The organism is Proteinivorax hydrogeniformans, from assembly GCF_040515995.1.
GTDB lineage: Bacteria > Bacillota > Proteinivoracia > Proteinivoracales > Proteinivoracaceae > Proteinivorax > Proteinivorax hydrogeniformans.
Genome location: NZ_CP159485.1, coordinates 214,319 through 237,685 on the forward strand (window position 1 = coordinate 214,319; position 23,367 = coordinate 237,685).

A 23,367-nucleotide genomic window follows, 5' to 3' on the forward strand; every position below is an offset into this window, starting at 1 on the left:
CCAAATGATAAAAAGGATGTTTCCTCATGGAAACATCCTTTTTTCGTTACCCTTGAACTTGACCTTGTACGGGAGCACTACAGTGCTCCAGCAGAACTTATTCCAATAAACCCAATAACCCCAAAATTAGAAAGCCAAAACAACACCAAACCACCATACGCCTTATAATTTGTGCTGCTCCTACTGTCTCCCAATAAAAAAGTTTGTTCAAAGATAAAAAAGATTGTTCAAAACAATCTGTCGGTTATCCACAGAAGACGGCAGGGGTTTATTATTAAAGTTATAGAGATAAAAGATATTGAAAATCCCTATCGAAAAAAGCTGTTATGCCCTGCTGTTATAGTATTTATACAACTTTAACTTTAATAATAAAAGCAAAAAATATCGAAGACCATATCGAAAAAAACCTATAGAAAAATATGTCGAATTTTGGCGATGACGAACAAACTTTATTATTAATAGACACCATCTTCGCTGTTGCACAGACTGCCCCAGACCAGTCACGTATTAAAAGATACGCTCCCGCCCTGTGGCAGTCTGTGCGCCTAGAATCTGTGCACTTTTGAGCAACCTGGGCGGGTCGTAAGAAGCACCCATCTCCTTTGTTGCCAAAAACACAGAATATCCTCACGTATTACTTATACGCTCCGGGATTCTGAGTGTCGGGCGCCGCGGATCTAACCACTTCTAAGCACTCTGGTGGGGTTGAAACCCAAATGATAAAAAGGATGTTTCCTTATGGAAACATCCTTTTTTCGTTACCCTTGAACTTGACCTTGTACGGGAGCACTACAGTGCTCCAGCAGAACTTATTCCAATAAACCCAATAACCCCAAAATTAGAAAGCCAAAACAACACCAAACCACCATACGCCTTATAATTTGTGCTGCTCCTAACTGTAAAGTATCCATTTATAACAACAATTGCTTTAAATCTTCTCTTGAACCAAACAAAAAATTCTGATATCTTCTAACTAAAAAGGGGGACAGAAATGAGATGACAGACCCCATACCAAAAAGAAAACGAAACCGGCTAAAATACTACGACTACAGCCAGCCCGGTGCATACTTTATAACCTTCTGCACAAAAAACAAATAAAACTTACTATGGCAATCCAACAAACCGTTGGACAACCAACCTCTACCACTATCGCAAATAGGAAAAATCACCGACACCGCCATAGATAAGATCCCTCAATTTTACCCAGATATCGACGTGGAAAACTATGTAATAATGCCAAACCATGTGCATTTATTGCTAACCATAAAAGAAAACGGGAGCAGACACTGCTCCACTACAAAACCAAAACAAAATCAAAAAATACCCATGTTTGTCAAACACCTAAAAGAACATGTAACAAGGCAACTAGGTAGATCAATATGGCAAAGATCCTACCACGACCACGTCATAAGAAATGAACAAAAATACCAATAAATATACGACTACATCCAAGCAAACCCACAAAACTGGCAAAAAGACTGCTACTTTAAATAGAACAATAGTTAAGGTAGGGGATATCACTACAGTGCTCCAGCAGAACTTATTCAAAAAACACAACCAATATGTAAATTCAAAAATACAATGTGACCAAATGTAGGGATAGTTTTGTCCCCCTCCTCAAAAAAAGCAGATAAAACACAAATCCCTGTCGAATTCTGTCGGTTATCCACATTTTAATCCACAGAAGACGGCAGGGTTTTTATTAAAGTTATAGAGATAAAGATTTGATCGAAAAAGCCTAGTGAAAAAAATCTTTTAAACCCTTGTTGGCCGCGAAAACGTATAAACTAGTTACCTGCTGGTTCGGAAAGAAAATGGACTAACTATATTTTTAAAAAGTGCTAGTAATCACTCATTCCAGACCCAGCATCACATCTAGTTTCAATTGTCCAAATCTCAGACCAAGCTAAATAAGCAAATATCGACGTTTTCGTGGCCAACTAGTGTTTTGACTTAGTTCCTTTCATAAATTTAGATACACATTAGGATTTCTAATTTTATTTTACTACCTTATATAACTCATCTGAATCAGGGGGATCTAACCTTAAAGCTTCATCATCCTTTACTACAACTCTATCCTTTTCTGTAATTTTACCTATTACCGTTGCATCTATTTTCTCACTTCTTAAGGAGTCTAATAATAGTTTTACTTTGTCTTCGGAAATAGTCATTATCATTACTCCACTAGAAATTAGCCTAAAAGGATCAATTGAAAAAACCTCGCAAATTGTTTTAGTTTCCTTTTTAAGCAAAATTTTATCTAAGAAAACCTCAATTCCTAACTGAGAAGCTTCTGCTAACTCCCAGAGAGCTCCTAAAATGCCACCTTCAGTAACGTCGTGCATACTACTTGTTCCTAGCTTACCAGCAATGACACCTTCTTTTACTACGCTGATATCTTTTGCAAAAGACTGGGCATTTTTGATCTCATCAGCTGTTAAAGTAGATTTTAATTTTTCTTCTAGATCACTTGAAATAATAGATGCTCCTTCAAGACCAGCATGTTTAGTCATAATAACGGCATCTCCAACCTGAGCGCCTTTACTTAAGATTACCTTATCTTTTAATTGTCGCCCAATTGCTGTGCCGCTAATTACCATTTGATTTACCGCAGCAGTTATCTCTGTATGACCACCTAATATTTCAACATTTATAGACGAGGCAGCTTCGTTAGCATCAGCCATAACCTTAGCTAAATCATCTTCAGTTGTACCTGGTGGGGCCAAAACAGTTAACATTATCCCTAAAGGCTCCACTCCGTTTGATGCGATGTCGTTGCAATTAATATGTACTGCCAAACTTCCGATATCACTAGTTGTTCCTGTGATTGGGTCTGTGCTTAACACGGCGTTATAATCACCGAAATCAACAACAGAACAATCTTCGCCAATACCAGGCCTAACCAAGACTTCAGGTCTCTGAGTAGTTATGTTTGAGTATATAATTCTTTTTAAAACATCACTTGGTATCTTCCCTATTTTCATAGCGGTCACTCCTTCTTTACAACTAACAGTATTATAACACACCCCTAAAATAGCTAAAAGAAATGACCTAAAAAAGAGAAAATGGTAGAAATTAAGGATGCTCCCATCAGGGAGCATCCTTTTCCTTATATTAGCATTTAAGCATAAAAAGGCATCTTAAAGCATTAAGCTACTAGTCATCGCTTGAAAGCTCGATGTTTTTAGCTTTAACTCCTTCGACTTTGTTTAAACTACCTTCCAGTGCTTGTATCTTTTCACGGTCTCCTTTAAGCTCCAAAATAATAAGTCCTTCATCAGAACATGCCTCGCCGCCTCCATTTAGGCCTAGCCGAGTTTTGATAATGCAACCTGATTCAGTTAACAACTCTTGAACCCTGATGGCACTACTTTTACGGTTATTCACAAGTACTGTCATAACGTTATACATTTTATCCACACCTCCCAATTGTTTATAAACTTATTTTATCATAATTAACAGAATCTTCAATGATGTTGTGCGTTTTTTTACAAATTTTAAAAAACTATATAAAATTCTTTTTGCAAATAAGTTGAAAAAATGATATAAAGAGCTTTAATACTTTTTGCATGTAAGACTACGCTTAAATATAGAAAGGTAATTCAGTAAAGATATGCCTTACTAACTTTATCCTTATATAAAAATGGAGGGAAACCGATGAAAATAATAGGAATAGATTGTGCGACAAAACCACAGAAAACAGGGCTGGCTCTAGGTCATTACGAAGGCGGCACACTAACATTAAAAGATGCGACTTTAGGCTCCACTAAAACACCAATATCCCAAACGATATATAAGTGGATAAATCCAGACGATAAAGTGTTGCTTGCAGTAGATGCTCCGTTAGGGTGGCCGCAAAACCTAGGGGCAACCCTGACGGAGCACATGGCTGGAGAAGCTTTAGAGATCGATTCAAACGATCTATTTCGAAGAGAGACAGACAAATTCATAAAGAGAAAAATAAACAAACAGCCGTTAGATGTAGGAGCAGATAGAATAGCTAGAACCGCCCATTGGGCTTTGGCACTTCTTGACGAACTAAGAAGCTTAACTAACCAAAACATAGAGCTAGCGTTAAGCCATCAAAAACTAGCGCAAATATCAGCGATAGAGGTATACCCTTCAGCTACATTAAGCCAACGGGAAATTAAAAGTACAGGTTATAAGGATAAAAAGGGAGAGGATTTTAGACAAGCTATTGTTAAGGAACTTTCTAGACAAGTTGATATATCCTTAAGTAAAGAACTGCTAATAAAAGAAGATGACGTGCTTGATAGCGCAATCTGCCTATTAGCTGCAAAGGACTTTTTAGATGGTAAAGTATTTTATCCTGAAGATATAGAACTAGCGAAAAAAGAAGGGTGGATATGGGTTAGAAAATAAAGTCTTTAATAATCTATAAAAAAAAGGAAATGTTCATCTTTAAAAGAATAGGGTATATAAACAAGACTTTTAGGAGGGATGAACATGGAGTTAGCTAAGCAAACACAAAAATCTTTCATATTTTGTATTATAGGTTTGGCACTTATTAGCTACCGTGCTATCAGTAGTATCTTAGGTTCATTACATACTTTTCTTAGCTTTGGATTATCACTTGATTTTTGGATGCTAAACCATTTTATAGTTATGCCAGTCTTTTACTTGCTTTTTGCCTTTGTTTTTCTTACAATGTTCTTCGGTATGGTTAATGTAATCAACAAAGATCAGTTTTTCGCTGCTTTTAAATCTTTGGCTTTAGGAATGTTGTTAATTACTCTTATAGTTGGTATGTTGCAGGCGCTTGGATATTTGAGGTTTGTTTTCCTAGGTGGCGATATTGAGATTAGGCAAATTGCGGTGTTTTCAATTCAGATATTTTCCCAGTTATTCATAGCACTAGCAGTTACCTCAAGGGCCTTTAAAAACATGCGATATCTTTTTGAACCGTTATTTGGTTTGGCCTTGGCTTTTAATGTACTGATGATATTTATCATAATTATACCTGGCTATTTTTATGGGGATGGGTTTATAGGTATTAGAGCGATAGTACCACATATACTTTACATCATAACCTGGATATGCTTTTATTTTTCCAGCCAGTGGGTTTTAGAACATGGGGAGAGCTAACAAATAAAAAATACGAATAATAGCAGAAAGCAAACATAAGTTTTAAAAGATAAAAACTCAAAAATTAGTGTCGAATAAAGTAATATCTATTAATTAAAGGAGGAATCTTTTCCCTTTTAGTCGAAATTATAAAGTTATGATAAACTAAACTTAATGAAATGGAAAGGGGGATTAACTGTGAATTGTCCTAATTGCGGAAAAGAGATTCATGAAAAGGCAGTTATCTGTATACATTGTGGAGTTAAAACAGAAGAAAACGTTTTAGAGTCTACAAACGATCAAGCTCCTCAAAAGAGCAATGGAGTGGGGATAACAGGATTTGTTCTTGCTTTGGTTTCGCTTTTTTTACCTATACCGGGAATCGATATCTTTATAGGGTTTATAGCTTTAATTCTGTCTATAGTTGGCATGGTAGGAAACAGAGCTAACAAAGGCTTTGCTATTGCAGGCTTGGTAATTTCTATCTTTGCTATCTTTGGTGGCATTTTGCTTTGGTCATTGTTTTTTTTAGGTTTTTAATAGTATAAAGAAAAGAGGTGCTATTATGTTTTGTCGAAACTGTGCATCTGAGTTAAGCGAAAAAGCAGAAGTTTGTATGTCCTGTGGTTTAAGACCGTTAAGTGAAAGCAAGTATTGCCAAGAATGTGGGGCAGAAACCAGCGAAAAACAAGAAATATGTGTTAAATGTGGTTGCCGTGTACACAAGGCAGCGGCGACAGGATTTAACATCGACAGTAATGAGATAATCTATCCATCAAATCCACCTAAAAGTCCTGCCACAGCGACGCTTATAAGCTGTTTTGTGCCTGGAGTAGGCCAGGTTTACTTAGGACAGACCGCAAAAGGTCTAGTTTGCTTAGCTGCCACCTTTGCCTTATCAACTTTCACTGCTGGTATCGGTTATTTTCCGATATGGATTGCCATGATGGTAGACGCTAACCTTATTGGCAAAAAGCTAGAAAGAGGTCAAAGCGTACGCCAGTGGGAGTTTTTTTAAGGGGGAAGGTATGTGCTTGATTTATGGCCCCGATTTTTACTAAAATATATTCCTGTTAAGGAAAAAAAGTATTTTTGCTACTCTCTAACAGCAATCTGTGTGAGTCTAGTAGGCTTATTGTATAACACTAACTTTTGGCACCAAAGTCATCTTTTTTCAACAGGATATTCTGCTATCGGTAGCTTTAGAGAAGTTGTTCACATAGGAAGATGCCCCCTTTGCGGAGGGACACGATCCTTTTTAAGTCTTTTATCTGGGGACGTTATCAAAGCGCTCCACTATAACATTTTTGGAACCTTTCTATTTGCAATCATATATGGACTACTACCTTTTAGAATTGCTTTAGCTTTAGGGTTTAACAGCTTAATCTTAAACAAAACAAAAATTTTAGATAGATGGCTAGAAAATAATTTTTTATACCTTTTAGCAATAATATTTTTTGTCCAGGTTTTACTAGATAGGCTAGGTGTTTTTGTGTGGAAAGGATAAACTTAAACTAAATAAAAAACTGCTCCGACCATTAGCTGGGGGCAGTTTTTTATTTACCTAATCTTCTTTTAGAACTAACTGACTTTGCTCATTAAAAAATGTTTTATATCCAAAATGCAAAAACAAAATTACAGTCAGCGAGACACTTCCTACTATGCCAAGCATAATCGCTATTTGATATTTTATTGAAAGAACCGGGGACACTCCTGATAAAATCTGACCAGTCATCATGCCCGGCAAAAATACGATGCCCATCCCAACCATGGAGTTTATCGTAGGCAAGATAGCGGAGTCAAAGGCATTATCCACGATTTCCTTAGAGGCCAGCTTTGGCGTCGCTCCTAGCATTAGGGCTGATTCGACAAGGTGTTTTTGCTTTTTCATACCATCTACAAGACGGGTTACACCAAGGGAAATTCCTGTCATAGAATTTCCAATCAGCATGCCAGCAATAGGTATAAAATATCTCGGGTCATACCAAGGTGAAATGTTAATTACTATAAACAAAAAATAACAAAGGCTAGATAAAGTTCCAAAAAGCATAGAAAGCGCAATGATTTTCTTAAGCTGTCTCGAAAGTCTATCCTTACTTCTTTTGAATATATTATGGATAGCAAAAGATTCCATAACCACTATCACCAATATCGTATAAAAGGGGTTTACGTTATCAAACAAAAAGACCAAAATATACCCCACAAGGACAAGCTGTATAGTCATCCTAACAGATGATATGAGAATTTCCCTCTCTCTAGATATTCCTCTGGCCTTAACAATGACAAGTAGAATTAACACAAAAACATAGGCGGCAGCCATCTGCCACAACGAAAGCTCTACAACACCATCCATAACTTATCTAACCTCCTTGTCAATAACAGCGCCGTCCTTAATTTTTATAATTTCATCAGCAAAATCAGTGGCCATTTTTTTCGAATGGGTGACCATAACAAGACTTTTTTCATTTTTAAGGGTGTATCTTACCAGCTCATTAATAATCAATTGTTCAGTATCCTCATCTAATGCAGAGGAAGGTTCATCAAGCAGCAAAACTTCCGGCTCCATCAATATTACCCTTGCCAATGCAACCCGCTGTTTTTCGCCTCCAGATAGACTCTCTGCTTCATCATCTAACTTTTTGTTGAGGTTAACAAGTTTTAAAACCTGCTTAAGCTCAACTTTTGAAGCAAGCTTTTTTCCAGAAAACTTTAAGCCGATGAGTAAATTATCTTCAACACTGCCCTCAAAAATAGCGGGACTTTGAGGCAGCATTACTACCTGCCTACGAATCTCAACAGGGTCAATACCTGCTATATCTTTTTCATGATACAAAATTTGCCCCACATCACAACTAATCATTTTATTTAACAACTTTAATAAAGTGGTCTTACCACTGCCGCTTTCCCCGACGATACAAGTTACTTTACCAGCAGCAATATCAAGCCTATCGACATCTATAATGTCTTTAAATTTCACACCCTTAAGTGTAAACACAGGGTTTTCCCCCCTCTTTTTTAAAAAATAGTTTTTTCCATTATAATACATAGTATTTTCCAATACAATAAAGAACTTTAAACTTACTTCGTTTACATCTAGCATTGTACAATATTAAATTGACATATATAATTAAGTTATAACCAACAAAGGAGATAGCAATGAATAGAGAAATTAGATTGCCTGAGATAATGACAGTTTTGTCCATAACGTTTTTAGGGATAGCAGCAGGAATAATAGTTTTTAATACAGCTTTAATAGGCCTAGTCCTTGGAATCTTTGTGGCAATGGTAGTTTGTAAAAAAAACGGCTATACACTATTACAACTTTGGCAAATGATTAAAATAGGTGCAGGAAGTGCCAAGGTAATACTTACGATAATGTCACTAATTGGCATGCTTTCAGCATCATGGATGCTAAGCGGAACCATAGCAGCTATGATGAACTTAGGGTTTGACTATTTAACTCGAATGAACGCCTTATTAGCATTTTTTGTAATAACTAGCATTATTTCATTGATTTTAGGGACTTCAATTGGTTCTATAAGTGTTATAGGTATACCTTTTATGGAAATTGGTAACACCATAGGAATTCCCCTCCCCCTTATAGCCGGAGCTATAATATCCGGGGCATATGTAGGCGACAGAACCTCCCCAATATCTAGCAGTGTCAACTTAACAGCGGCGATGACAAACACCCAAGTAATGGATAACATTAAAATTATGCTGAAAACCCTTTGGCCAGTATACTTAGCCTGTATGGCTTTTTATTTTGTGCTAGGAAGAGAATACACCCTATTAGAGGATTCTATTTATCACATTACTACCATTCAAACTATGCTGGATCAACACTATACTATTAGTTGGTATACTTACCTACCGCCTATATTACTAATGGGATTTGCGCTACTTCGGTTTCCTATACTTTATTGTATATTAGTGGGGATATTTTCAAGTGTGGTAATTACACTTTCAACAACGGACATCGGCGGTATAGAAATTTTAAAGACTCTTATCTTTGGATATACCCCAGAAAATGTTAGCTTAAATAACATAATATCCGGTGGTGGATGGCTCTCCATGATAGACGTAATTCTCATCATACTTTTTTCCACAGCCTTAAACGGAATTTTAGAACATACAAAAATGATTGAACCTCTGATAGACATTTTTGTCAAAAAGATTAAAACCGCTAGAGAGCTAGTGTTAAAAACATCTGTTCTTTGCGTCATAATAAATGCCATCACCTGTAACCAAAGCCTTTCTATAATAATTCCTGGAAAGTTTTTAAAAACTGAGTATCAAAAGAAAGGTTTAAGCAAAAATCATCTATCACGGACAATAGCAGATAGCGGTGTAGTTACTGTTCCATTGCTGCCGTGGAATGTAAACGCCCTAGCTATTGTAGCTATATTAGGGGTTGGCACACTAAGCTACACACCTTACGCATTACTATGCTACCTTTTACCTATAGTAACGGTGGCATATGGCTACTTAAAACCAGTCAACAATCAAATAAGAAATAACGCCCACCTAACCTAGGATAGATGGGCGTTAATATTTTGAATCTTGACAATACATTTTGGGTAGAATATAATTAAACTATAATGGCATATGCCAAATATGAATAAGGAGTGATTTTCTGTGAAAATAGCTGTTGCTAGTGAGAAAGGTGTTGTTAGTGCACATTTTAATAACTGTCAGGAGTTTACTATCTTTAAAACTCAAGGTAAAGATATAATAAAAAAAATACCATTTAAAAGTTACGAAAATAAAACTAAGGACCTGCCTGATTATATCATAGGGCAAGGAGTCGATGTTGTAATAGCAGGTTGTTTAGGTGAGACTTGTCACAAAACATTCTATGAAAACGATATTAAATTAGTAGCAGGTGTTAAAGGTGATATTGACGAAGTAGTAAAAAGTTATTTAAAAGGGCAGCTGAAACCAGTAGAAGTAACACATAGCCATCAACATACTCAAAAAGGCACCTGCTGTAGCAAACATCAAAGAGATAACTGCTGCTAATGAATACCAAATTTGATATCGAAAGTGACAAGGGTAATAAAACTTCTGCAATAAGGGATATAATGGAAGACAGCGGATACAAGTTAACTGAACAGAGACAGATTATTGCAGATTATTTTTTAAAGTCTGCGGAGCATTTAAATGCAAAAGACATTTATAATGATCTTAAAGGACTTAATATAGGTTTGGCTACTATATATAGGACGGTAAATATATTAAAGGAAATCGGCGTTCTAAAAGAAGTAGTTGTAGATAAATTAAGTTATTATGAACTTAAAATTTATACACAAAAACCAAGCCATATACACTTTAAGTGTGCTAAGTGTAATGATATAATTGATATAAGTAAAAATACCGAAAAATACTTGCAATTGATTCAGACATTAAAAAATGAACAAGAGGTAACTATCTGGGATATCAATACCACGTTAACTGGCATATGCAAAAACTGCAGGGAGGGAGATAATGCCTAGACCAATAAAGTGTAGAAAAGTAGAGTTTTTTCCTAAACAAACACTTTTTAAGCCAGCTGGAAAAAAAGGATGCACAATGGAGCAAATAACAGTTAAGGTAGAAGAGCTAGAAGCTATGCGCCTTAAGGATATTGAAGGATTAAATCAGAATGAGTGTGCTATCAAAATGGGAGTTTCTAGACAAACTTTCCAAAACATTATCGATAGCGCAAGAAATAAAGTGGCCATTGCGTTAACTGAGGGCAAAGCAATCAATATCAGTGGGGGTAACTACATCTCGAGTGAATGTAAGTTTCAATGCGCAAAATGTGGCGAACTAGTAGAAAGCAAAGATAAACACTGCACTTTATGTAAATCCAGCGATATACTCTGTAACAGAAAAAGTAAAAAGTGTCATAAATAATACAGTACTTAAATAAAATATCAAACATTTTGAAACTATCCCTAGAACAAAAAAAGCAAATATGTTAATATGGTAACTAAGGATTACGTGAATGTGAAAACTATAACATACTTATTTAATGCACCATAAGTGAAGCTAAAAAGTCATGCAATCCTTTTACAAACTTAAGTAATTTTAATTAAATTATGATAAAAATGGGAGGGAGTAAGCGATGGAAAAAGTACAATTAACCATTGATGGCATCAAGGTGGAGGCTAAACAAGGGGAATCAGTGCTATCAGCAGCAAAAAGAGCTGATATCCACATACCGACATTGTGTTATCTAAAAGAAACAAATGAGATAGGGGCTTGTAGGCTTTGTATTGTTGATATAGAAGGGCAGCGAAACTTACAACCTGCATGTGTTTTCCCAGTATCTGATGGTATGAATGTAAAAACAAGCACTAACCAGTTAAGGAAGGCTAGGAAAAACATTCTAAAACTGTTGCTATCAAACCATGATCGAGAATGCTTGAGCTGCTTTAGAAATAAGTCTTGTGAGCTTCAAGATTTAGCAGAGGAGTTTAATATCGATAAAGTTCCTTTTGAAAGTAATCGAGAAAGCCACACTTACGATGATAACTCACCTTCAGTTGTAAGAGATACCAGTAAATGTGTTCTTTGCGGCAGGTGTATATCTGTTTGTAGAGACGTTCAAAAGACCGATGTTTTAGATTTCACCAACAGAGGGATAGACACTCAAGTAACTCCAGCTTTTAATGCTAGTCTGACAGAAACAAACTGTATCAGCTGTGGGCAATGTATTATGGCTTGCCCGGTAGGAGCTTTAAAGGAAAAAGAGGATATGCAAAAAGTTTGGGATGCCATAGAAGACGATGATATCCACGTGGTTGTGCAAACAGCGCCCGCTATAAGAACTGCTCTTGGCGAAGAGTTTGGTTTGCCGATCGGAACCAGGGTAACTGGGAAAATGGTAACTGCTCTAAGGAGAATGGGCTTTTCTAAGGTTTTCGACACAAACTTTGCAGCAGACCTCACTATCATGGAAGAAGGTTATGAGTTATTAAATCGCTTAGAATCGGGAGAAAACCTTCCACTTATAACTTCTTGCTCTCCAGGGTGGATCAACTACTGTGAGATTATGGCTCCTAAATTTATCGATAATCTATCTAGTTGTAAATCACCTCACCAAATGTTTGGAGCTATAGTAAAGACTTACTATGCTGAAAAAAATAACATCGATCCAAACAAAATCTTTGTGGCATCAGTTATGCCTTGTACAGCTAAAAAGAGTGAGGCCGCAAGAGAGGAAAACCAGGTAAATGGTTTAAGAGATGTGGACGCTGTTATTACGACAAGAGAGTTAGCTAAGATGATTAAACAGTCAGGTATAGACTTTAACAAGCTTAGCGACGGTGAGTTTGATAACCCACTAGGAGAATACAGCGGTGCTGCAGCTATCTTTGGAGCAACTGGTGGAGTTATGGAAGCAGCTCTAAGAACAGTTGCTGATGTTATCGAAGAAAAAGATATGGACCCTGTTGAATATAAAGAAGTTAGAGGAATAAAAGGTGTAAAAGAAGCGACTGTTAATCTAGGCGGTAAAGAAATTAACATAGCTGTTGCCCATGGCACTAAAATGGCCCAAGAGCTTTTAGACAAAATTGATGCCGGGGAAAAACAGTATCATTTTGTTGAAGTTATGGGTTGTAGCGGCGGATGTGTAACAGGTGGTGGACAGCCTCACGTTCCGTCAAAAATTACAGACATTGACGTGCGAGTGGAAAGAGCAAAAGTGCTTTATAAAGAAGATACCATTCAGAAAGTAAGAAAATCCCATGAAAACCCATTTATCCAAAAACTATACAAGGAGTTTTTAGAAGCTCCAAACAGCGAAAAAGCTCATAAGCTACTTCATACTCATTTTGCTCCTAGATCAAAAGGTTAAAAAATTGCACTAAGTGCAATTGATGAAATAGCAACTAGCGAGGAGTAAGGAGGAAAAACATGCAAAAACAACAGGCTAAAAAGCAGTTCACCATAAAGTATTTGTCTAGAACAGCTTTGCTTTTAGCGCTTGCGCTAGTTTTTCAAATCGGTTTTAGTCAGTTTGCCCAACCCGTTGTAGGTCCTTTAGTAAATATGACTTTATTCTTAGCGACTATTACGGTAGGGACTATGTATGCAATCATAGTGGGAAGCCTTACGCCTCTGATTGCGTTCATGATAGGGATAATGCCGTTATTTCCTGTAGTATTTTTTATAATGATCGGAAATATAATTTTAGTAACTTTGTTCAGTCTTGTTCAAAAGTTTTCTAAAACCAATAAAGACATAATCAAACAATCAATAGGGGTTATCTGTGGGGCTGTAGGAAAATTTGTTTTCCTAGCCATATCGGTAAGATATTTTGTTACGCTATTTATAGAACAAGTTCCACCTCATTTGGTGGAAATGCTTACTTTGCCACAGCTATATACAGCACTAATCGGCGGAGCTTTGGCACTATTTATAGCAAAAAGAATCCAACCCTATTTAAACAAAATAAAATAAAATATTCTAAGGCAGGCTGTCAATTAACTTTGACAGCCTGCCTTATTTTTGCCACCTACCCTCTTGGGAGACAGAAAAAATCCAGTTGACAAAAATTAAAGGCATGTTATCGTGTTAGGTGGGTAAATAGCACAAATAGGAGGAAGATACAATGAAAGTTGGTCTAATTAGATGCCAGCAAACAGAGGATATGTGTCCAGCTACTACATGTTTTAAGGTTATGAACTCCAAAAAGGCAGCTTTTGAAAAAGTAGCAGAGGATATAAAGTTAGTAGGAGTTAACACCTGCGGTGGCTGCCCAGGTAAAAAGGCAGTAACAAGGGCAAAGGAGATGGTAAAAAGAGGAGCAGACACCATAGTTTTTGCCTCATGTATAAATAAAGGAACTCCTATAGGTTTTAAATGTCCCCACGGGGAGCAAATGATAACAGCGACAGCTAAAAAGCTAGGAGAAGAAATAAAGATTTTAGACTATAGCCATTAATCTGAGACTCATTACGTATAAACAATGCGTAATGAGTCTTTCTCTTACCTACTTATTCCATAAACAATTACTCAAAACACCGGAATTGATTAAAATCTCCTTTTTATGTCAAAAATATATGGTATATGGCTATGTGTGAGGCAAAACTGGCTGTATAAACATAAGCTGGCCGCACTGTGACAAAATAAAAAGCGGTGGCTATAAAAAGGAGTGTAGATTATGGAAAGTATCAAGCGAACTTTCTTTATGGGAGTTATGATAGTCTTGATATTGTCTATAGCTAACGTACAATTTTTCAATCTTATTTATGCACAGGAAGTTACAAACTATGAAGGCACAACAAAAGCATTTGAAAAAACAGCAAGCTTAGAAAGTCAACTGCAAAGACTCCTAGACGAGTCCAGTCAATATATTAAATACCTAGACCAAGTATATGAGGACCAATACGATAAAGACTTAAAATTAGTGTACAACCACATAACATATTCAGATAGGCTTGTTGCCCGAAATGACAACTTTCTAAAAAATAGCACAAAAGCTGTATCTGCTAATCATGGGGCGGCAAATCTAAACCTAACAAATCGTTCCGCTATAACAGCATATGAAATTGACAACTTCATTCTAAAGGGAACTCCACTTGAAGGTTTGGGATCAGCATTTATCCAAGCTGAAATTGAGCATGGAGTAAATGCATTCTTCCTATTGGCGCTAGCAGTTCACGAAAGCGGATGGGGTAGATCTGATATAGCTAGAGACAAGAACAACTTATTTGGTTATGGAGCATATGATAAAAACCCGTACAAATACGCAAGAGCCTTCTCAACCAAAGAAGAAGGCATTGACACAGTAGCTCGCCACCTAGCTAGAAACTATCTAACGCCAGGGGCTCGTTATTACTCAGGTGGATTTACCCTAAAACATGTAAATAATAGATATGCTAGCGACCCACACTGGCACTTAAAAATTGCCAGGTCTATGGATCGCTTCAATCAGGATATAATCAACAGGCAAAATACTAGCTACCATGAAACACTTTATAAGCAGGGAGAGTAGATTTATGAAAGAAGAACTTAACATAGTCATAGTGCCAAACGCAAACGAAAAGACTAGAAGTTTTAAAGTTAGCTATAACATTATCAAGTACTTTATATCTGCTATGGTTTTGCTTTTTATATTCCTTTCATTTACCTTAGCTTTGTACACCTACGAGTATAAAGCATTACAAGCAAAAGCAGAGCAAGGGGAGAGGTTTGCAGAAATAAACGAGCAGCAAAAAGTTGAAATATCACAGTTAAATGAGATTATAGACAATTTGAAAAAAGATACTCAGATGCTAGAGCAAAATTTAAAGCACATAGCTGATCTGAAGAAAAGAACTTCAAAAGAAGAGTAAATAAAAAAAGAGAGAGCCAAAAGCTCTCTCTTTTTTATCTACTAGCTAGTTCGCACGTGACTTCTATAAGCGTTGGGAGTCATATCTTTTTGAGCGCAAAAAACCCTGTTGAAATAAGATGGATCAGAAAAACCACACTCAGAGGATATTCGATAAATAGGATAATTAGTTGTTTCTAGTAGTTTGCAAGCATACTTTACTCTAACCTGTATAATGTATTCAGTAAAGGTTACTTCCATTTCCTTTTTAAAAACTTGGCTGAAATATTTAGGGCTCATAAATACATGCGAAGCTACCATCTCTAAGGTCAGTTTTTCTTTAAAATGCTCATCAATATAGTCTAGCGATTCCTCGATAAATTTCTTTTTGTTTTCGCTTGTTGTGCTACTTTCCACTATAGCATTTTGTTGCGGAGCTGCCTGAATTACCTTACGAAACACCTCTTTAAAAGTATCAGGCTTTACAGGTTTTAAAAGATATTCACTAACTTTAAGGTTTATAGCTTTTTGAGCATATGAAAAATCCGAGTAAGCGGACAAAATCATAATACTAGCATTAGGCAAAAAGTTTCTGATACCTTCTATAGCGGTCAAACCATCAACTTCCGAAATCATCAAATCCATAATTATAATATTAGGCTTATACTGCTTAGCAAGCTCTACCGCCTTAAGTCCGCTTTCGCAAGTAAGCACAGTATCATCTGGCAGAAGTTCTTTTTCAACAATGGATTTTAAAAACTCTTGCTCAAGTATTTCGTCTTCAACAATCAGTACGGTGTTCATCGCTAGCACCTCTCAATGGTTGGGGCGAGATTTGAATAACTATAGTAGTACCGCTATAATCGGACTTTTCGATCTCCAACCCATAACATTCTCCATAATATTGTTTTAAACGCTTGTTAGTACTTTGAAAACCTAGACCTTTTGGGTAATTTTTCTGTTGTATTTGCTCTAACACGTCTTTGGGGAATCCATTGCCATTATCTGCAACAAAGATAGCTACCCCGTTTTTATTATTCTTAGCGTATATACTAATTTTTCCGCCATCGCGACTTTTACTAATTCCGTGGATAATGGCATTTTCAACAATGGGTTGAATCACCATATTAGGGATCCTATAGGTTCTTATGTTCTCCGGGAGTTCGATATTATACTCTAATCGATTTTTAAAACGCATCTTTTGAATATATAGATATTTTTCAATGTTATCAATTTCAGAACCTATGGTGTGTAACTGATCATCCTGTTTTAAATTATACCTAAGCAAATCAGAAAGACAATAAATAAGCTCCTCAGTTGTATGGGAGTTTTCAAAATATGCGATACGCGCTATACAATTTAAAGTGTTAAACAAAAAATGAGGATTAATAACCAAAGACATATTTTTAGCTTCTAAATCTATTATCTTTTTTTCTAATATCTCTTTTTCGATTGAAAGCCTTTCAACTTGAGGGTTAACCTCGTTGACACTTTCCGCCAAATCCAAAGAAATATTATTAGCAATATGCCTACATAACTGCTCATGGATTTTTAATTTATTGGGTTCTAGCACTTTTAACGAAGCGATAGACTTAGCTATAAACTCTAAATCCAAGTTTTTGCTATCTTTTAAAGACTGGACATCGATAGTATGCTTTTTATACTCTGACCCTTGTTGATATACTTGCATGCCAGCTACATACCCTAAAGTTTTTTCCTTCACTTTGATTGGTATAAGAATATTTTGAAGTCCATAACTACAAACAAAACTTCCCTCACAATCAGCACCTAGCTGATTTTTGTAATCAGGACAAGTCTGTCCCTTTTTTTCAAAACAGACATGGCTACAAAAGTCGGGGGGAGGAATAAGCTCATGCAAAAGCTCCCCGCTGGGGTCAACTAAAAACAAGGAAATATCTGATAAGGATAAAATACCACTGTAACGAGTATATAGTTTTGAAGAGATTAGCTTCCTAAGGGGATTTTCAACTTCACTCATTGGGCAACACACCCCATTTCATATCATAGACTAGATTATAATTAATATTAAAGCTCATATATTTATTTTTAATTCTAATATATAATAGCTACAATGTAAACTGTTTAGTAACCCAAATGAAACATCCATTAATTCACAAAGGTTTAAAATATCCTAAAAAACACCCCTCAATTAGTTATTAGAGGGGTGTTTTTAAACTAAAACCTAGAAGTGTGTCCAAAACATTTTTCTAAAATTTTAACAAGATCTTCTTTGCTTGGCTTTTTAGGATTAGTGGGAGTACATCTATCCTGCATCGCTGATTTTGCCATCTGCTCTAAAGCATTTTTAAAATCAGACTCCTCAATTCCAAGCGCCTTAATATTGTCTTCGATACCTAATCTTTTCTTTAGCTTGCGGACTGCATCTATGAAGTTAACTGCCCCTTCGCGCTTTGTCCTAGCAGGGAGCTGTAAAATCTTTGCAAGCTCTGCATATTTTTCAGTAGCGTAATCATTAGCGCTACCACTTAAGTTAGCGTTATACTCCATTACCGCATTAAGCATAAGAGCGTTAGACCGTCCGTGAGAGATGTGAAAAGTGCCTCCAAAAGCATGGGCAAGACTGTGTGTAATACCAAGGCCTGTATTCGTAAAAGCCATACCCGCCATACATGAAGCATTTAGCACATGATCTCGTGCTTTTTCATTTTTTGTATCGATATATACTGCCTCGAGGTTTTCAAAAATCAACTTAATAGATTTTTCAGCGAGAGCATCGGTAAAGTCTGTTGACTCTGGTGAAACATAGGCCTCTATTGCATGAACTAAAACATCAATTCCAGTATCCACGGCTACATGTTTAGGCACATGTTGTATGCAAGTAGAATCTAAGATAGCTATATCCGGTGCAAGCTTTTCATCAATGACACAAATTTTCTCGCCCTCAGATGTGATAACGGAAAAGTCAGTAACCTCTGAACCAGTTCCGCTTGTAGATGGAATAGCTATAAACTGCGGTCTGTCAGTATTAGCTCCTTGGACTTTCTCTACTTTCTCAGCAAAATATAATATACCTTTAGCAGTATCTATGGCGGACCCACCACCTAGCGCTACGATTATATCGGCATCGCTCTCATTATAAAGTTTTAAACCTTCGGTGACGACTCCGACGTCAGGGTCTGGACGCACCCCGGTAAAAACTTTTGAGCTAATATTAGCTTCGCTTAGGTAATCTATAGTTTTTTGCAAATAACCTAGCTTGTCCATAATTGAATCTGCCACAATAAATGCTTTAGACCCTTTTAGCTCCTTTAGAAGCTGTAAAGATTCAGTGTTGAAATATACCTTTGATTTTAAAATAAATTTATTTGTTTCTATGATAATAACCTCCTAAAAAAGATTTGATAGTAAGTTAAAAAAATCACTAACATTTATACAATATAATAATAACATGTAAGCTATAAAGAGCATTGAAATTAGACCATAACGTTCTAGTACTTTTGTATTTTAGTAAAAGCAGATATTGTACACTATCACAAAATCTTGCACAATATCTGTCTTGTTAAGTAAAAAAACAAAAAAAGTCAATAAAAACAGTACTTTCAGGGCATGTAAAATTAATCCATCTTGTTGCTTATAAGTGATATTCTTGCTATAATTGTATTCCAAAGGAACAAAAATTTAAGCTGTTTTAATACGTTTTTTATATAAAAAAGGGAGCAAGGATGCTCCTAATGAAAGTATGGTGGAACTATGAAGATGGAAGGAATTATACAAGATAAGCTGCGACGCCTTTTCAATGATGATAGCATCGTTTTTGATAAATCAAGATTTATAGGTGGAATGACTAACTATAACTACGTAATGGATATTAAAGGCACAGAATATGTAATCCGTAAACCTGGGGGCATGACAGATAAAATGATCGACCGAAAAATAGAGAAGGTCAATAATAGCATAGCCTCAGAAGTAGGAATCAACTCCCAGTGCATTTACTTTGACGATGACACAGGAATTAAAATTAGCATCTATCTAAAAAACAGTAAAAATATTGCTGTTGCAAACCCAAACTCTCCAAAAAGCATAGCCTCGGTTTCGGAGACGATGAAAAAAATGCATCAAAGCCCCAAAAAGTTTCCTAATAAATTCGATGTCAAATCTGAACTACATAAATATGAGCAGATAGTTGAACAAATTAACGGAGCGCTTTTTTTCGATTATCACATTCTAAAAGAAAAACTATTTGCATTTATGGATGAGAATATAAAAAATACTATTTCTGTTCCCTGCCATAATGATACAGTGCCGGAAAACTTTGTAATAGCCCAAAAAGGACAAACATATCTGATTGATTGGGAATACGCAGGAATGAATGACCCAAGCTGGGACGTAGCCTCATATATAATAGAATCTAAGCTCTCCCAACAGTCAATAGAACAACTTGTTTCAGATTACTATGGCGGTCTTTTTAATGAAGAGGAAGAGCTAAAAATCAAATGCTATATGTTAGCTCAAGATTTGCTATGGACTGTATGGGCGCTGATAAGGCACTATCACGGCGATGACTTTCTTGATTACTGTAATAATAGGTACGAGCGTTTTAGAAAAAATATAGACCTGTTAACTTCTTCAACTAACTATCCCATCGAAGAGATGGTACATGTATAGCGCAAAAGCCACATTATGCAAAAAGCATAAATGTGGCTTTTTGATATAACAAGACGAGCTGGGACAGAAACTCATAAAATCGCCCGCACTAAAAGAGCACTAATAGTGGTAATTAGTAATATGAGGTTGGAAGTGGGTAAAAATCTACAATAACAAAGGAAAGCCTACATTCATCGCAGAGATATCTACAAGTCATCCTGAGCGACGCCGAAGGATCTAGCCCATAAGGGCGCAGGACCTATTTCAGAAACCCCACCCTCGAAGAGGCAGTGTGTCAATAGCGGCCATTGCTTTTAAACGTGTTTTCCTTCAAGGTTAGTTGGCCACGGTAAAGATTGCGAGTAGTGGTAATTAGTAATATGAGGTTGGAAGTGGGTAAAAATCTACCATAATAAATAGGTAAGACCTCATCCACCGCGTAGGTATTCGCAAAACGTCATCCTGAGCCACGCCCAAAGATCTAGCCCATAAGGGCGCAGGGCCTATTTCAGAAAACCACCCTCGAAGAGGCAGTGTGTCAATAGCGGCCATTGCTTTTAAACGTGTTTTCCTTCAAGGTTAGTTGGCCACGGTAAAGATTGCGAGTAGTGGTAATTAGTAATATGAGGTTGGAAGTGGGTAAAAATCTACCATGCTAAATAGGTAAGACCTCATGCACCGCGTAGGTATTCGCAAAACGGCATCCTCAGCCACGCCGAAAGATCTAGCCCATAAGGGCGCAGGACCTATTTCAGAAACCCCACCCTCGAAGAGGTAGTGGTTGACCTCTGTGTCAACCATCCCATATGATTAACGCTTACCTTAAATTGGTTCTGCTTTAGGGTCAGCAGAAAGTTGGTTAGCAGAAAGCTGGCAAGGGTATTTGTAACCACTTCTATTAGTAATATTATTTTTATACCATAATAACTTCTGCTGGAGCACTGTGGTGCTCCCTTACAAAACATTTATTTCCAGACCCAGCAGAATTAGCAGATTTAGAGCATGCCCTTTGACCTAGCAGAATAAGCAAATTTATACGTTTTCGCGGCCAACTGCTTTATTGTTTTCCTTCAAGGCCTAGTTGGCCAAGTTATTCAGTAAAAAACTATTCTGATCATCAAAGTCGATGGTCAGAATAGTTTTTTTATTTGTTTTAGCTATGCCCCTGACTCTTTTTTCATCCCTTAAATCCAATATGGAAAAAATACTACATTTAAATTTGTGGGTAGAAATTTTACAATTAAACAGTAGAAAAACGCAAAAAAATGCTGCAAACCACTGCCCAACTACTGCTATCAAAAGGTTTGCAGTTAAAAACATTGTCGCACTATTCAAAAATAACACATGAGTAAAGTTCAAAAAGATAACCAAAGTACAAGATTGTTAAAAAAAGTACAGGATACAATACAACGCAGAAGTTTGTATTGTACCATAGAAAAATGCTGCGCTCAGGTATAATGACATTAACAACTTAAAAGCGCTTAGTTGGTTACCAGAAAATCTTAGAAAATCCCCTATTTAATATTTCATTTGTTTAATAGTAGTTCAAATTTTATATTACGTCTAGGTAATAGAAAATTCAAATCAATTTAAGTGCAAAAAATTGCATCTAAATTCCAACAAAAGAGAGGAGTTTGTTCATGAAAAAGAAATCGACAGCGGCTGCAATTGCTGCAAAGGACAGATTGAAGGCAAGTTTCTTCAAAAAAGGAGTTACCATTGGTTTACTTTCAGGTCTTACTTACGGTTTATTTGCTGCATTTATTACCTTAGCTATGCAAAGAGGAATTTGGGGTGACTGGTACGGAGACAACACTGCCGGCTTGTCAACATTTGCAATAGTATTCATCTTAGGAGCTCTAGGAACAGCCCTTAACGACATATTAAGTGCTGTATGGGCATTTATCAACTGCGGTAGAAAAGGAAAAATCCAAGATTTCTTTAGAACTCTAAATACAGCACCAGGGCGTATGCTTATGCTAGCGGCTGTTATGGGTGGTCCGATAGCAAACGTTGCTTATATTATTGGTATCCAGTTAGCTGGATCAATAGCAATTCCAATTACTGCTCTTTGCCCAGCAATCGGTGCTATCTTAGGTAGAGTTATATACAAACAAGAGTTAAACAAGCGTATGGCATTAGGAATCATCATCTGTGTTTCTGCAAGTGTCATAATCGGTAGTGTAGGTATTGGTGGAGATACAGGAGATAGCATAGTGCTAGGACTTGTTATCGCTTTTGTAGCTGCTCTTGGTTGGGGCCTTGAAGGTGTAATAGCAGGCTTTGGTTCTTCAATGGTTGACACTGAAATCAGTATTACTATCCGTCAGGTAACATCAGGTGTTGCTAACTTCTTAATCTTACTTCCTATTTTGGGACTTTTAGGTGGCGGCATTACACAACCATTTGTGCTTGCTGGACAAGCTTTTGCTAGTGGTTCCTCTATGATTTGGTTTGCAGTATCAGGCTTTTTCGCATTCATTTCATTTATGTGGTGGTATAAAGGTAACAGTATGACAGGCGCCGCTATGGGAATGGCAACAAACGGAACTTACTCATTCTTTGGTCCCCTAAGCTGTTGGGTGCTACTAGGGATAATCATGGGACAAGACGGTTGGAGCCTAACAGCTATAGAATGGTTTGCAGCTGTAACAATGGCAATCGGTATCTTTGTAATCGCAATGAATCCATTGGACTTATTTAAGAAAAAGGAGGAAGTGCTAGATGAAGCCGCTTAATTACGCTATTTTAAAACACTTTACAAAAGTAGAAGAAGCTTGTGCCAGCCACGTAGTGGAGGCGCTTAAGGATGAATACGGTGACTTTAAAGCCCTTAATGAAGAAGAGGTGCTAAATGCTCTAATGACAGCTGAGGCAAACGGGTTATTAGAAGAGTCAAGATATGAACTAAGTGGATCGGGGAACGTTGTAATTTATTACCGCGCTCACCAAGAAGGATTAGACGCAATCAACAAATATATTCAAGACTAATACTAGACATTTTAAAAAAAGAAAATATCAAACACAATGTCTAAAGGGGTGAAAGTATTATGAGATATCGTGGAGAAGAAGCATTAGGTCTTATCGAAACAATCGGAATGGTCCCTGCGCTAGAAGCAGCAGACAAGATGTTAAAAGCAGCTAACGTGGAGCTAGTAGCATATGAAAATATAGGCTCAACCCTAGTGACTATAATGATAAAAGGCGATATAGCTGCAGTAAAGGCCTCTGTAGAAGCTGGAGCTGAAGCAGCGGCTGCTATCGGAAAACTGACAGCACAACACACCATGCCACGCCCCATTAAGGAAGTTGGCGAAATAGTTTCGATATATGATGTCGATAAATATTAA

Annotated in this window: 26 protein-coding genes; 19 read left to right on the plus strand and 7 right to left on the minus strand. The window is 36.8% G+C overall.

Going from position 1 to position 23,367, the window contains the following annotated elements:
- The first annotated feature begins 1,125 nt into the window (after nt 1-1,125).
- Nucleotides 1,126-1,434, plus strand: coding sequence for a transposase (locus tag PRVXH_RS01145; RefSeq protein ID WP_353893484.1), 309 nt, complete (start codon nt 1,126-1,128; stop codon nt 1,432-1,434).
- 563 nt (nt 1,435-1,997) lie between these two features.
- On the opposite strand, the gene PRVXH_RS01150 is transcribed toward PRVXH_RS01145, so the two are convergent.
- Both PRVXH_RS01150 and PRVXH_RS01155 read right to left on the minus strand, forming a co-directional pair.
- Entirely contained in the window at nt 1,998-2,984 is a 987-nt protein-coding gene (locus PRVXH_RS01150) for an AIR synthase family protein (protein ID WP_353893485.1), read from the minus strand.
- 172 nt (nt 2,985-3,156) lie between these two features.
- Nucleotides 3,157-3,411 carry a hypothetical protein gene (locus PRVXH_RS01155; protein ID WP_353893486.1) on the minus strand — a complete coding sequence of 85 codons (255 nt, stop codon included), beginning with the start codon at nt 3,409-3,411 and terminating at the stop codon, nt 3,157-3,159.
- 246 nt (nt 3,412-3,657) lie between these two features.
- On the opposite strand from PRVXH_RS01155, the gene PRVXH_RS01160 reads away from it, so the two are divergent.
- From PRVXH_RS01160 to PRVXH_RS01180, 5 genes are all read left to right on the plus strand, one after another.
- Nucleotides 3,658-4,383: a DUF429 domain-containing protein gene (locus PRVXH_RS01160; RefSeq protein ID WP_353893487.1), complete on the plus strand. Its 726-nt coding sequence runs from the start codon at nt 3,658-3,660 to the stop codon at nt 4,381-4,383.
- 84 nt (nt 4,384-4,467) lie between these two features.
- The gene (locus PRVXH_RS01165; RefSeq protein ID WP_353893488.1) at nt 4,468-5,106 is read left to right on the plus strand and encodes a hypothetical protein; all 639 of its coding nucleotides are present in this window, start codon (nt 4,468-4,470) and stop codon (nt 5,104-5,106) included.
- 177 nt (nt 5,107-5,283) lie between these two features.
- Nucleotides 5,284-5,625 (plus strand): zinc ribbon domain-containing protein, encoded by a 342-nt coding sequence (locus tag PRVXH_RS01170; RefSeq protein ID WP_353893489.1) that lies wholly within the window; start codon nt 5,284-5,286, stop codon nt 5,623-5,625.
- Nucleotides 5,626-5,650: 25 nt separating this feature from the next.
- On the plus strand, nt 5,651-6,103 hold the full coding sequence (locus PRVXH_RS01175; RefSeq protein ID WP_353893490.1) for a zinc ribbon domain-containing protein: 453 nt from the start codon (nt 5,651-5,653) through the stop codon (nt 6,101-6,103).
- 12 nt (nt 6,104-6,115) lie between these two features.
- Nucleotides 6,116-6,592 (plus strand): DUF2752 domain-containing protein, encoded by a 477-nt coding sequence (locus tag PRVXH_RS01180; protein ID WP_353893491.1) that lies wholly within the window; start codon nt 6,116-6,118, stop codon nt 6,590-6,592.
- Nucleotides 6,593-6,649: 57 nt separating this feature from the next.
- Here PRVXH_RS01180 and fetB read toward each other — a convergent pair whose 3' ends face one another.
- Both fetB and PRVXH_RS01190 read right to left on the minus strand, forming a co-directional pair.
- The gene (gene fetB / locus PRVXH_RS01185) at nt 6,650-7,438 is read right to left on the minus strand and encodes an iron export ABC transporter permease subunit FetB (protein WP_353893492.1); all 789 of its coding nucleotides are present in this window, start codon (nt 7,436-7,438) and stop codon (nt 6,650-6,652) included.
- Between the two features lie 3 nt (nt 7,439-7,441).
- On the minus strand, nt 7,442-8,080 hold the full coding sequence (locus tag PRVXH_RS01190; protein WP_353893493.1) for an ATP-binding cassette domain-containing protein: 639 nt from the start codon (nt 8,078-8,080) through the stop codon (nt 7,442-7,444).
- Between the two features lie 161 nt (nt 8,081-8,241).
- Here PRVXH_RS01190 and PRVXH_RS01195 point away from each other — a divergent pair, with 161 nt between their 5' ends.
- The 9 genes from PRVXH_RS01195 to PRVXH_RS01235 all read left to right on the plus strand — a co-directional run bounded on the left by PRVXH_RS01195 (nt 8,242) and on the right by PRVXH_RS01235 (nt 15,413).
- The gene (locus PRVXH_RS01195; RefSeq protein ID WP_353893494.1) at nt 8,242-9,621 is read left to right on the plus strand and encodes a Na+/H+ antiporter NhaC family protein; all 1,380 of its coding nucleotides are present in this window, start codon (nt 8,242-8,244) and stop codon (nt 9,619-9,621) included.
- A 102-nt stretch (nt 9,622-9,723) separates the two neighbouring features.
- Nucleotides 9,724-10,107: a NifB/NifX family molybdenum-iron cluster-binding protein gene (locus PRVXH_RS01200; RefSeq protein ID WP_353893495.1), complete on the plus strand. Its 384-nt coding sequence runs from the start codon at nt 9,724-9,726 to the stop codon at nt 10,105-10,107.
- Nucleotides 10,107-10,580 (plus strand): Fur family transcriptional regulator, encoded by a 474-nt coding sequence (locus tag PRVXH_RS01205; protein ID WP_353893496.1) that lies wholly within the window; start codon nt 10,107-10,109, stop codon nt 10,578-10,580. The genes PRVXH_RS01200 and PRVXH_RS01205 overlap by 1 nt, the downstream gene beginning before the upstream one ends.
- Nucleotides 10,573-10,983: a DUF134 domain-containing protein gene (locus PRVXH_RS01210; RefSeq protein ID WP_353893497.1), complete on the plus strand. Its 411-nt coding sequence runs from the start codon at nt 10,573-10,575 to the stop codon at nt 10,981-10,983. The genes PRVXH_RS01205 and PRVXH_RS01210 overlap by 8 nt, the downstream gene beginning before the upstream one ends.
- 211 nt (nt 10,984-11,194) lie before the next feature.
- Nucleotides 11,195-12,931, plus strand: coding sequence for an NADH-dependent [FeFe] hydrogenase, group A6 (locus PRVXH_RS01215; protein ID WP_353893498.1), 1,737 nt, complete (start codon nt 11,195-11,197; stop codon nt 12,929-12,931).
- 59 nt (nt 12,932-12,990) lie between these two features.
- Entirely contained in the window at nt 12,991-13,536 is a 546-nt protein-coding gene (locus PRVXH_RS01220; protein WP_353893499.1) for an ECF transporter S component, read from the plus strand.
- Nucleotides 13,537-13,687: 151 nt separating this feature from the next.
- Nucleotides 13,688-14,020, plus strand: a complete 333-nt coding sequence (locus PRVXH_RS01225; RefSeq protein WP_353893500.1) for a CGGC domain-containing protein — start codon at nt 13,688-13,690, stop codon at nt 14,018-14,020.
- Nucleotides 14,021-14,239: 219 nt separating this feature from the next.
- Nucleotides 14,240-15,073, plus strand: coding sequence for a glucosaminidase domain-containing protein (locus PRVXH_RS01230; RefSeq protein ID WP_353893501.1), 834 nt, complete (start codon nt 14,240-14,242; stop codon nt 15,071-15,073).
- A gap of 4 nt (nt 15,074-15,077) precedes the next feature.
- Entirely contained in the window at nt 15,078-15,413 is a 336-nt protein-coding gene (locus PRVXH_RS01235; RefSeq protein ID WP_353893502.1) for a hypothetical protein, read from the plus strand.
- Nucleotides 15,414-15,454: 41 nt separating this feature from the next.
- Here the strand turns inward: PRVXH_RS01235 and PRVXH_RS01240 are convergent, their stop codons facing one another.
- From PRVXH_RS01240 to PRVXH_RS01250, 3 genes are all read right to left on the minus strand, one after another.
- Nucleotides 15,455-16,195: an AraC family transcriptional regulator gene (locus PRVXH_RS01240; protein WP_353893503.1), complete on the minus strand. Its 741-nt coding sequence runs from the start codon at nt 16,193-16,195 to the stop codon at nt 15,455-15,457.
- On the minus strand, nt 16,173-17,390 hold the full coding sequence (locus PRVXH_RS01245; RefSeq protein WP_353893504.1) for a histidine kinase: 1,218 nt from the start codon (nt 17,388-17,390) through the stop codon (nt 16,173-16,175). The genes PRVXH_RS01240 and PRVXH_RS01245 overlap by 23 nt, the downstream gene beginning before the upstream one ends.
- A gap of 197 nt (nt 17,391-17,587) precedes the next feature.
- Nucleotides 17,588-18,754, minus strand: a complete 1,167-nt coding sequence (locus PRVXH_RS01250; protein ID WP_353894525.1) for a 1-propanol dehydrogenase PduQ — start codon at nt 18,752-18,754, stop codon at nt 17,588-17,590.
- A gap of 375 nt (nt 18,755-19,129) precedes the next feature.
- On the opposite strand from PRVXH_RS01250, the gene PRVXH_RS01255 reads away from it, so the two are divergent.
- The 4 genes from PRVXH_RS01255 (at nt 19,130) to PRVXH_RS01270 (ending at nt 23,367) form a co-directional block, all read left to right on the plus strand.
- Nucleotides 19,130-20,038, plus strand: a complete 909-nt coding sequence (locus PRVXH_RS01255) for a phosphotransferase (RefSeq protein ID WP_353893505.1) — start codon at nt 19,130-19,132, stop codon at nt 20,036-20,038.
- 1,619 nt (nt 20,039-21,657) lie between these two features.
- Nucleotides 21,658-22,755, plus strand: a complete 1,098-nt coding sequence (locus tag PRVXH_RS01260; protein ID WP_353893506.1) for a hypothetical protein — start codon at nt 21,658-21,660, stop codon at nt 22,753-22,755.
- Nucleotides 22,742-23,008, plus strand: a complete 267-nt coding sequence (locus PRVXH_RS01265) for a hypothetical protein (protein WP_353893507.1) — start codon at nt 22,742-22,744, stop codon at nt 23,006-23,008. Before PRVXH_RS01260 ends, PRVXH_RS01265 begins: the two co-directional genes overlap by 14 nt.
- Nucleotides 23,009-23,067: 59 nt before the next feature.
- Entirely contained in the window at nt 23,068-23,367 is a 300-nt protein-coding gene (locus PRVXH_RS01270) for a BMC domain-containing protein (RefSeq protein WP_353893508.1), read from the plus strand.

Excerpts from the sequence above, each read along its gene's own strand:
- PRVXH_RS01150 (WP_353893485.1), bottom strand. The coding sequence starts at position 2,984 with ATGAAAATAGGGAAGATACCAAGTGATGTTTTAAAAAGAATTATATAC.
- PRVXH_RS01155 (WP_353893486.1), bottom strand. The coding sequence starts at position 3,411 with ATGTATAACGTTATGACAGTACTTGTGAATAACCGTAAAAGTAGTGCC.
- PRVXH_RS01160 (WP_353893487.1), top strand. The coding sequence starts at position 3,658 with ATGAAAATAATAGGAATAGATTGTGCGACAAAACCACAGAAAACAGGG.
- PRVXH_RS01165 (WP_353893488.1), top strand. The coding sequence starts at position 4,468 with ATGGAGTTAGCTAAGCAAACACAAAAATCTTTCATATTTTGTATTATA.
- PRVXH_RS01175 (WP_353893490.1), top strand. The coding sequence starts at position 5,651 with ATGTTTTGTCGAAACTGTGCATCTGAGTTAAGCGAAAAAGCAGAAGTT.
- fetB (WP_353893492.1), bottom strand. The coding sequence starts at position 7,438 with ATGGATGGTGTTGTAGAGCTTTCGTTGTGGCAGATGGCTGCCGCCTAT.
- PRVXH_RS01195 (WP_353893494.1), top strand. The coding sequence starts at position 8,242 with ATGAATAGAGAAATTAGATTGCCTGAGATAATGACAGTTTTGTCCATA.
- PRVXH_RS01205 (WP_353893496.1), top strand. The coding sequence starts at position 10,107 with ATGAATACCAAATTTGATATCGAAAGTGACAAGGGTAATAAAACTTCT.
- PRVXH_RS01210 (WP_353893497.1), top strand. The coding sequence starts at position 10,573 with ATGCCTAGACCAATAAAGTGTAGAAAAGTAGAGTTTTTTCCTAAACAA.
- PRVXH_RS01215 (WP_353893498.1), top strand. The coding sequence starts at position 11,195 with ATGGAAAAAGTACAATTAACCATTGATGGCATCAAGGTGGAGGCTAAA.
- PRVXH_RS01220 (WP_353893499.1), top strand. The coding sequence starts at position 12,991 with ATGCAAAAACAACAGGCTAAAAAGCAGTTCACCATAAAGTATTTGTCT.
- PRVXH_RS01225 (WP_353893500.1), top strand. The coding sequence starts at position 13,688 with ATGAAAGTTGGTCTAATTAGATGCCAGCAAACAGAGGATATGTGTCCA.
- PRVXH_RS01230 (WP_353893501.1), top strand. The coding sequence starts at position 14,240 with ATGGAAAGTATCAAGCGAACTTTCTTTATGGGAGTTATGATAGTCTTG.
- PRVXH_RS01235 (WP_353893502.1), top strand. The coding sequence starts at position 15,078 with ATGAAAGAAGAACTTAACATAGTCATAGTGCCAAACGCAAACGAAAAG.
- PRVXH_RS01240 (WP_353893503.1), bottom strand. The coding sequence starts at position 16,195 with ATGAACACCGTACTGATTGTTGAAGACGAAATACTTGAGCAAGAGTTT.
- PRVXH_RS01245 (WP_353893504.1), bottom strand. The coding sequence starts at position 17,390 with ATGAGTGAAGTTGAAAATCCCCTTAGGAAGCTAATCTCTTCAAAACTA.
- PRVXH_RS01255 (WP_353893505.1), top strand. The coding sequence starts at position 19,130 with ATGGAAGGAATTATACAAGATAAGCTGCGACGCCTTTTCAATGATGAT.
- PRVXH_RS01260 (WP_353893506.1), top strand. The coding sequence starts at position 21,658 with ATGAAAAAGAAATCGACAGCGGCTGCAATTGCTGCAAAGGACAGATTG.
- PRVXH_RS01265 (WP_353893507.1), top strand. The coding sequence starts at position 22,742 with ATGAAGCCGCTTAATTACGCTATTTTAAAACACTTTACAAAAGTAGAA.
- PRVXH_RS01270 (WP_353893508.1), top strand. The coding sequence starts at position 23,068 with ATGAGATATCGTGGAGAAGAAGCATTAGGTCTTATCGAAACAATCGGA.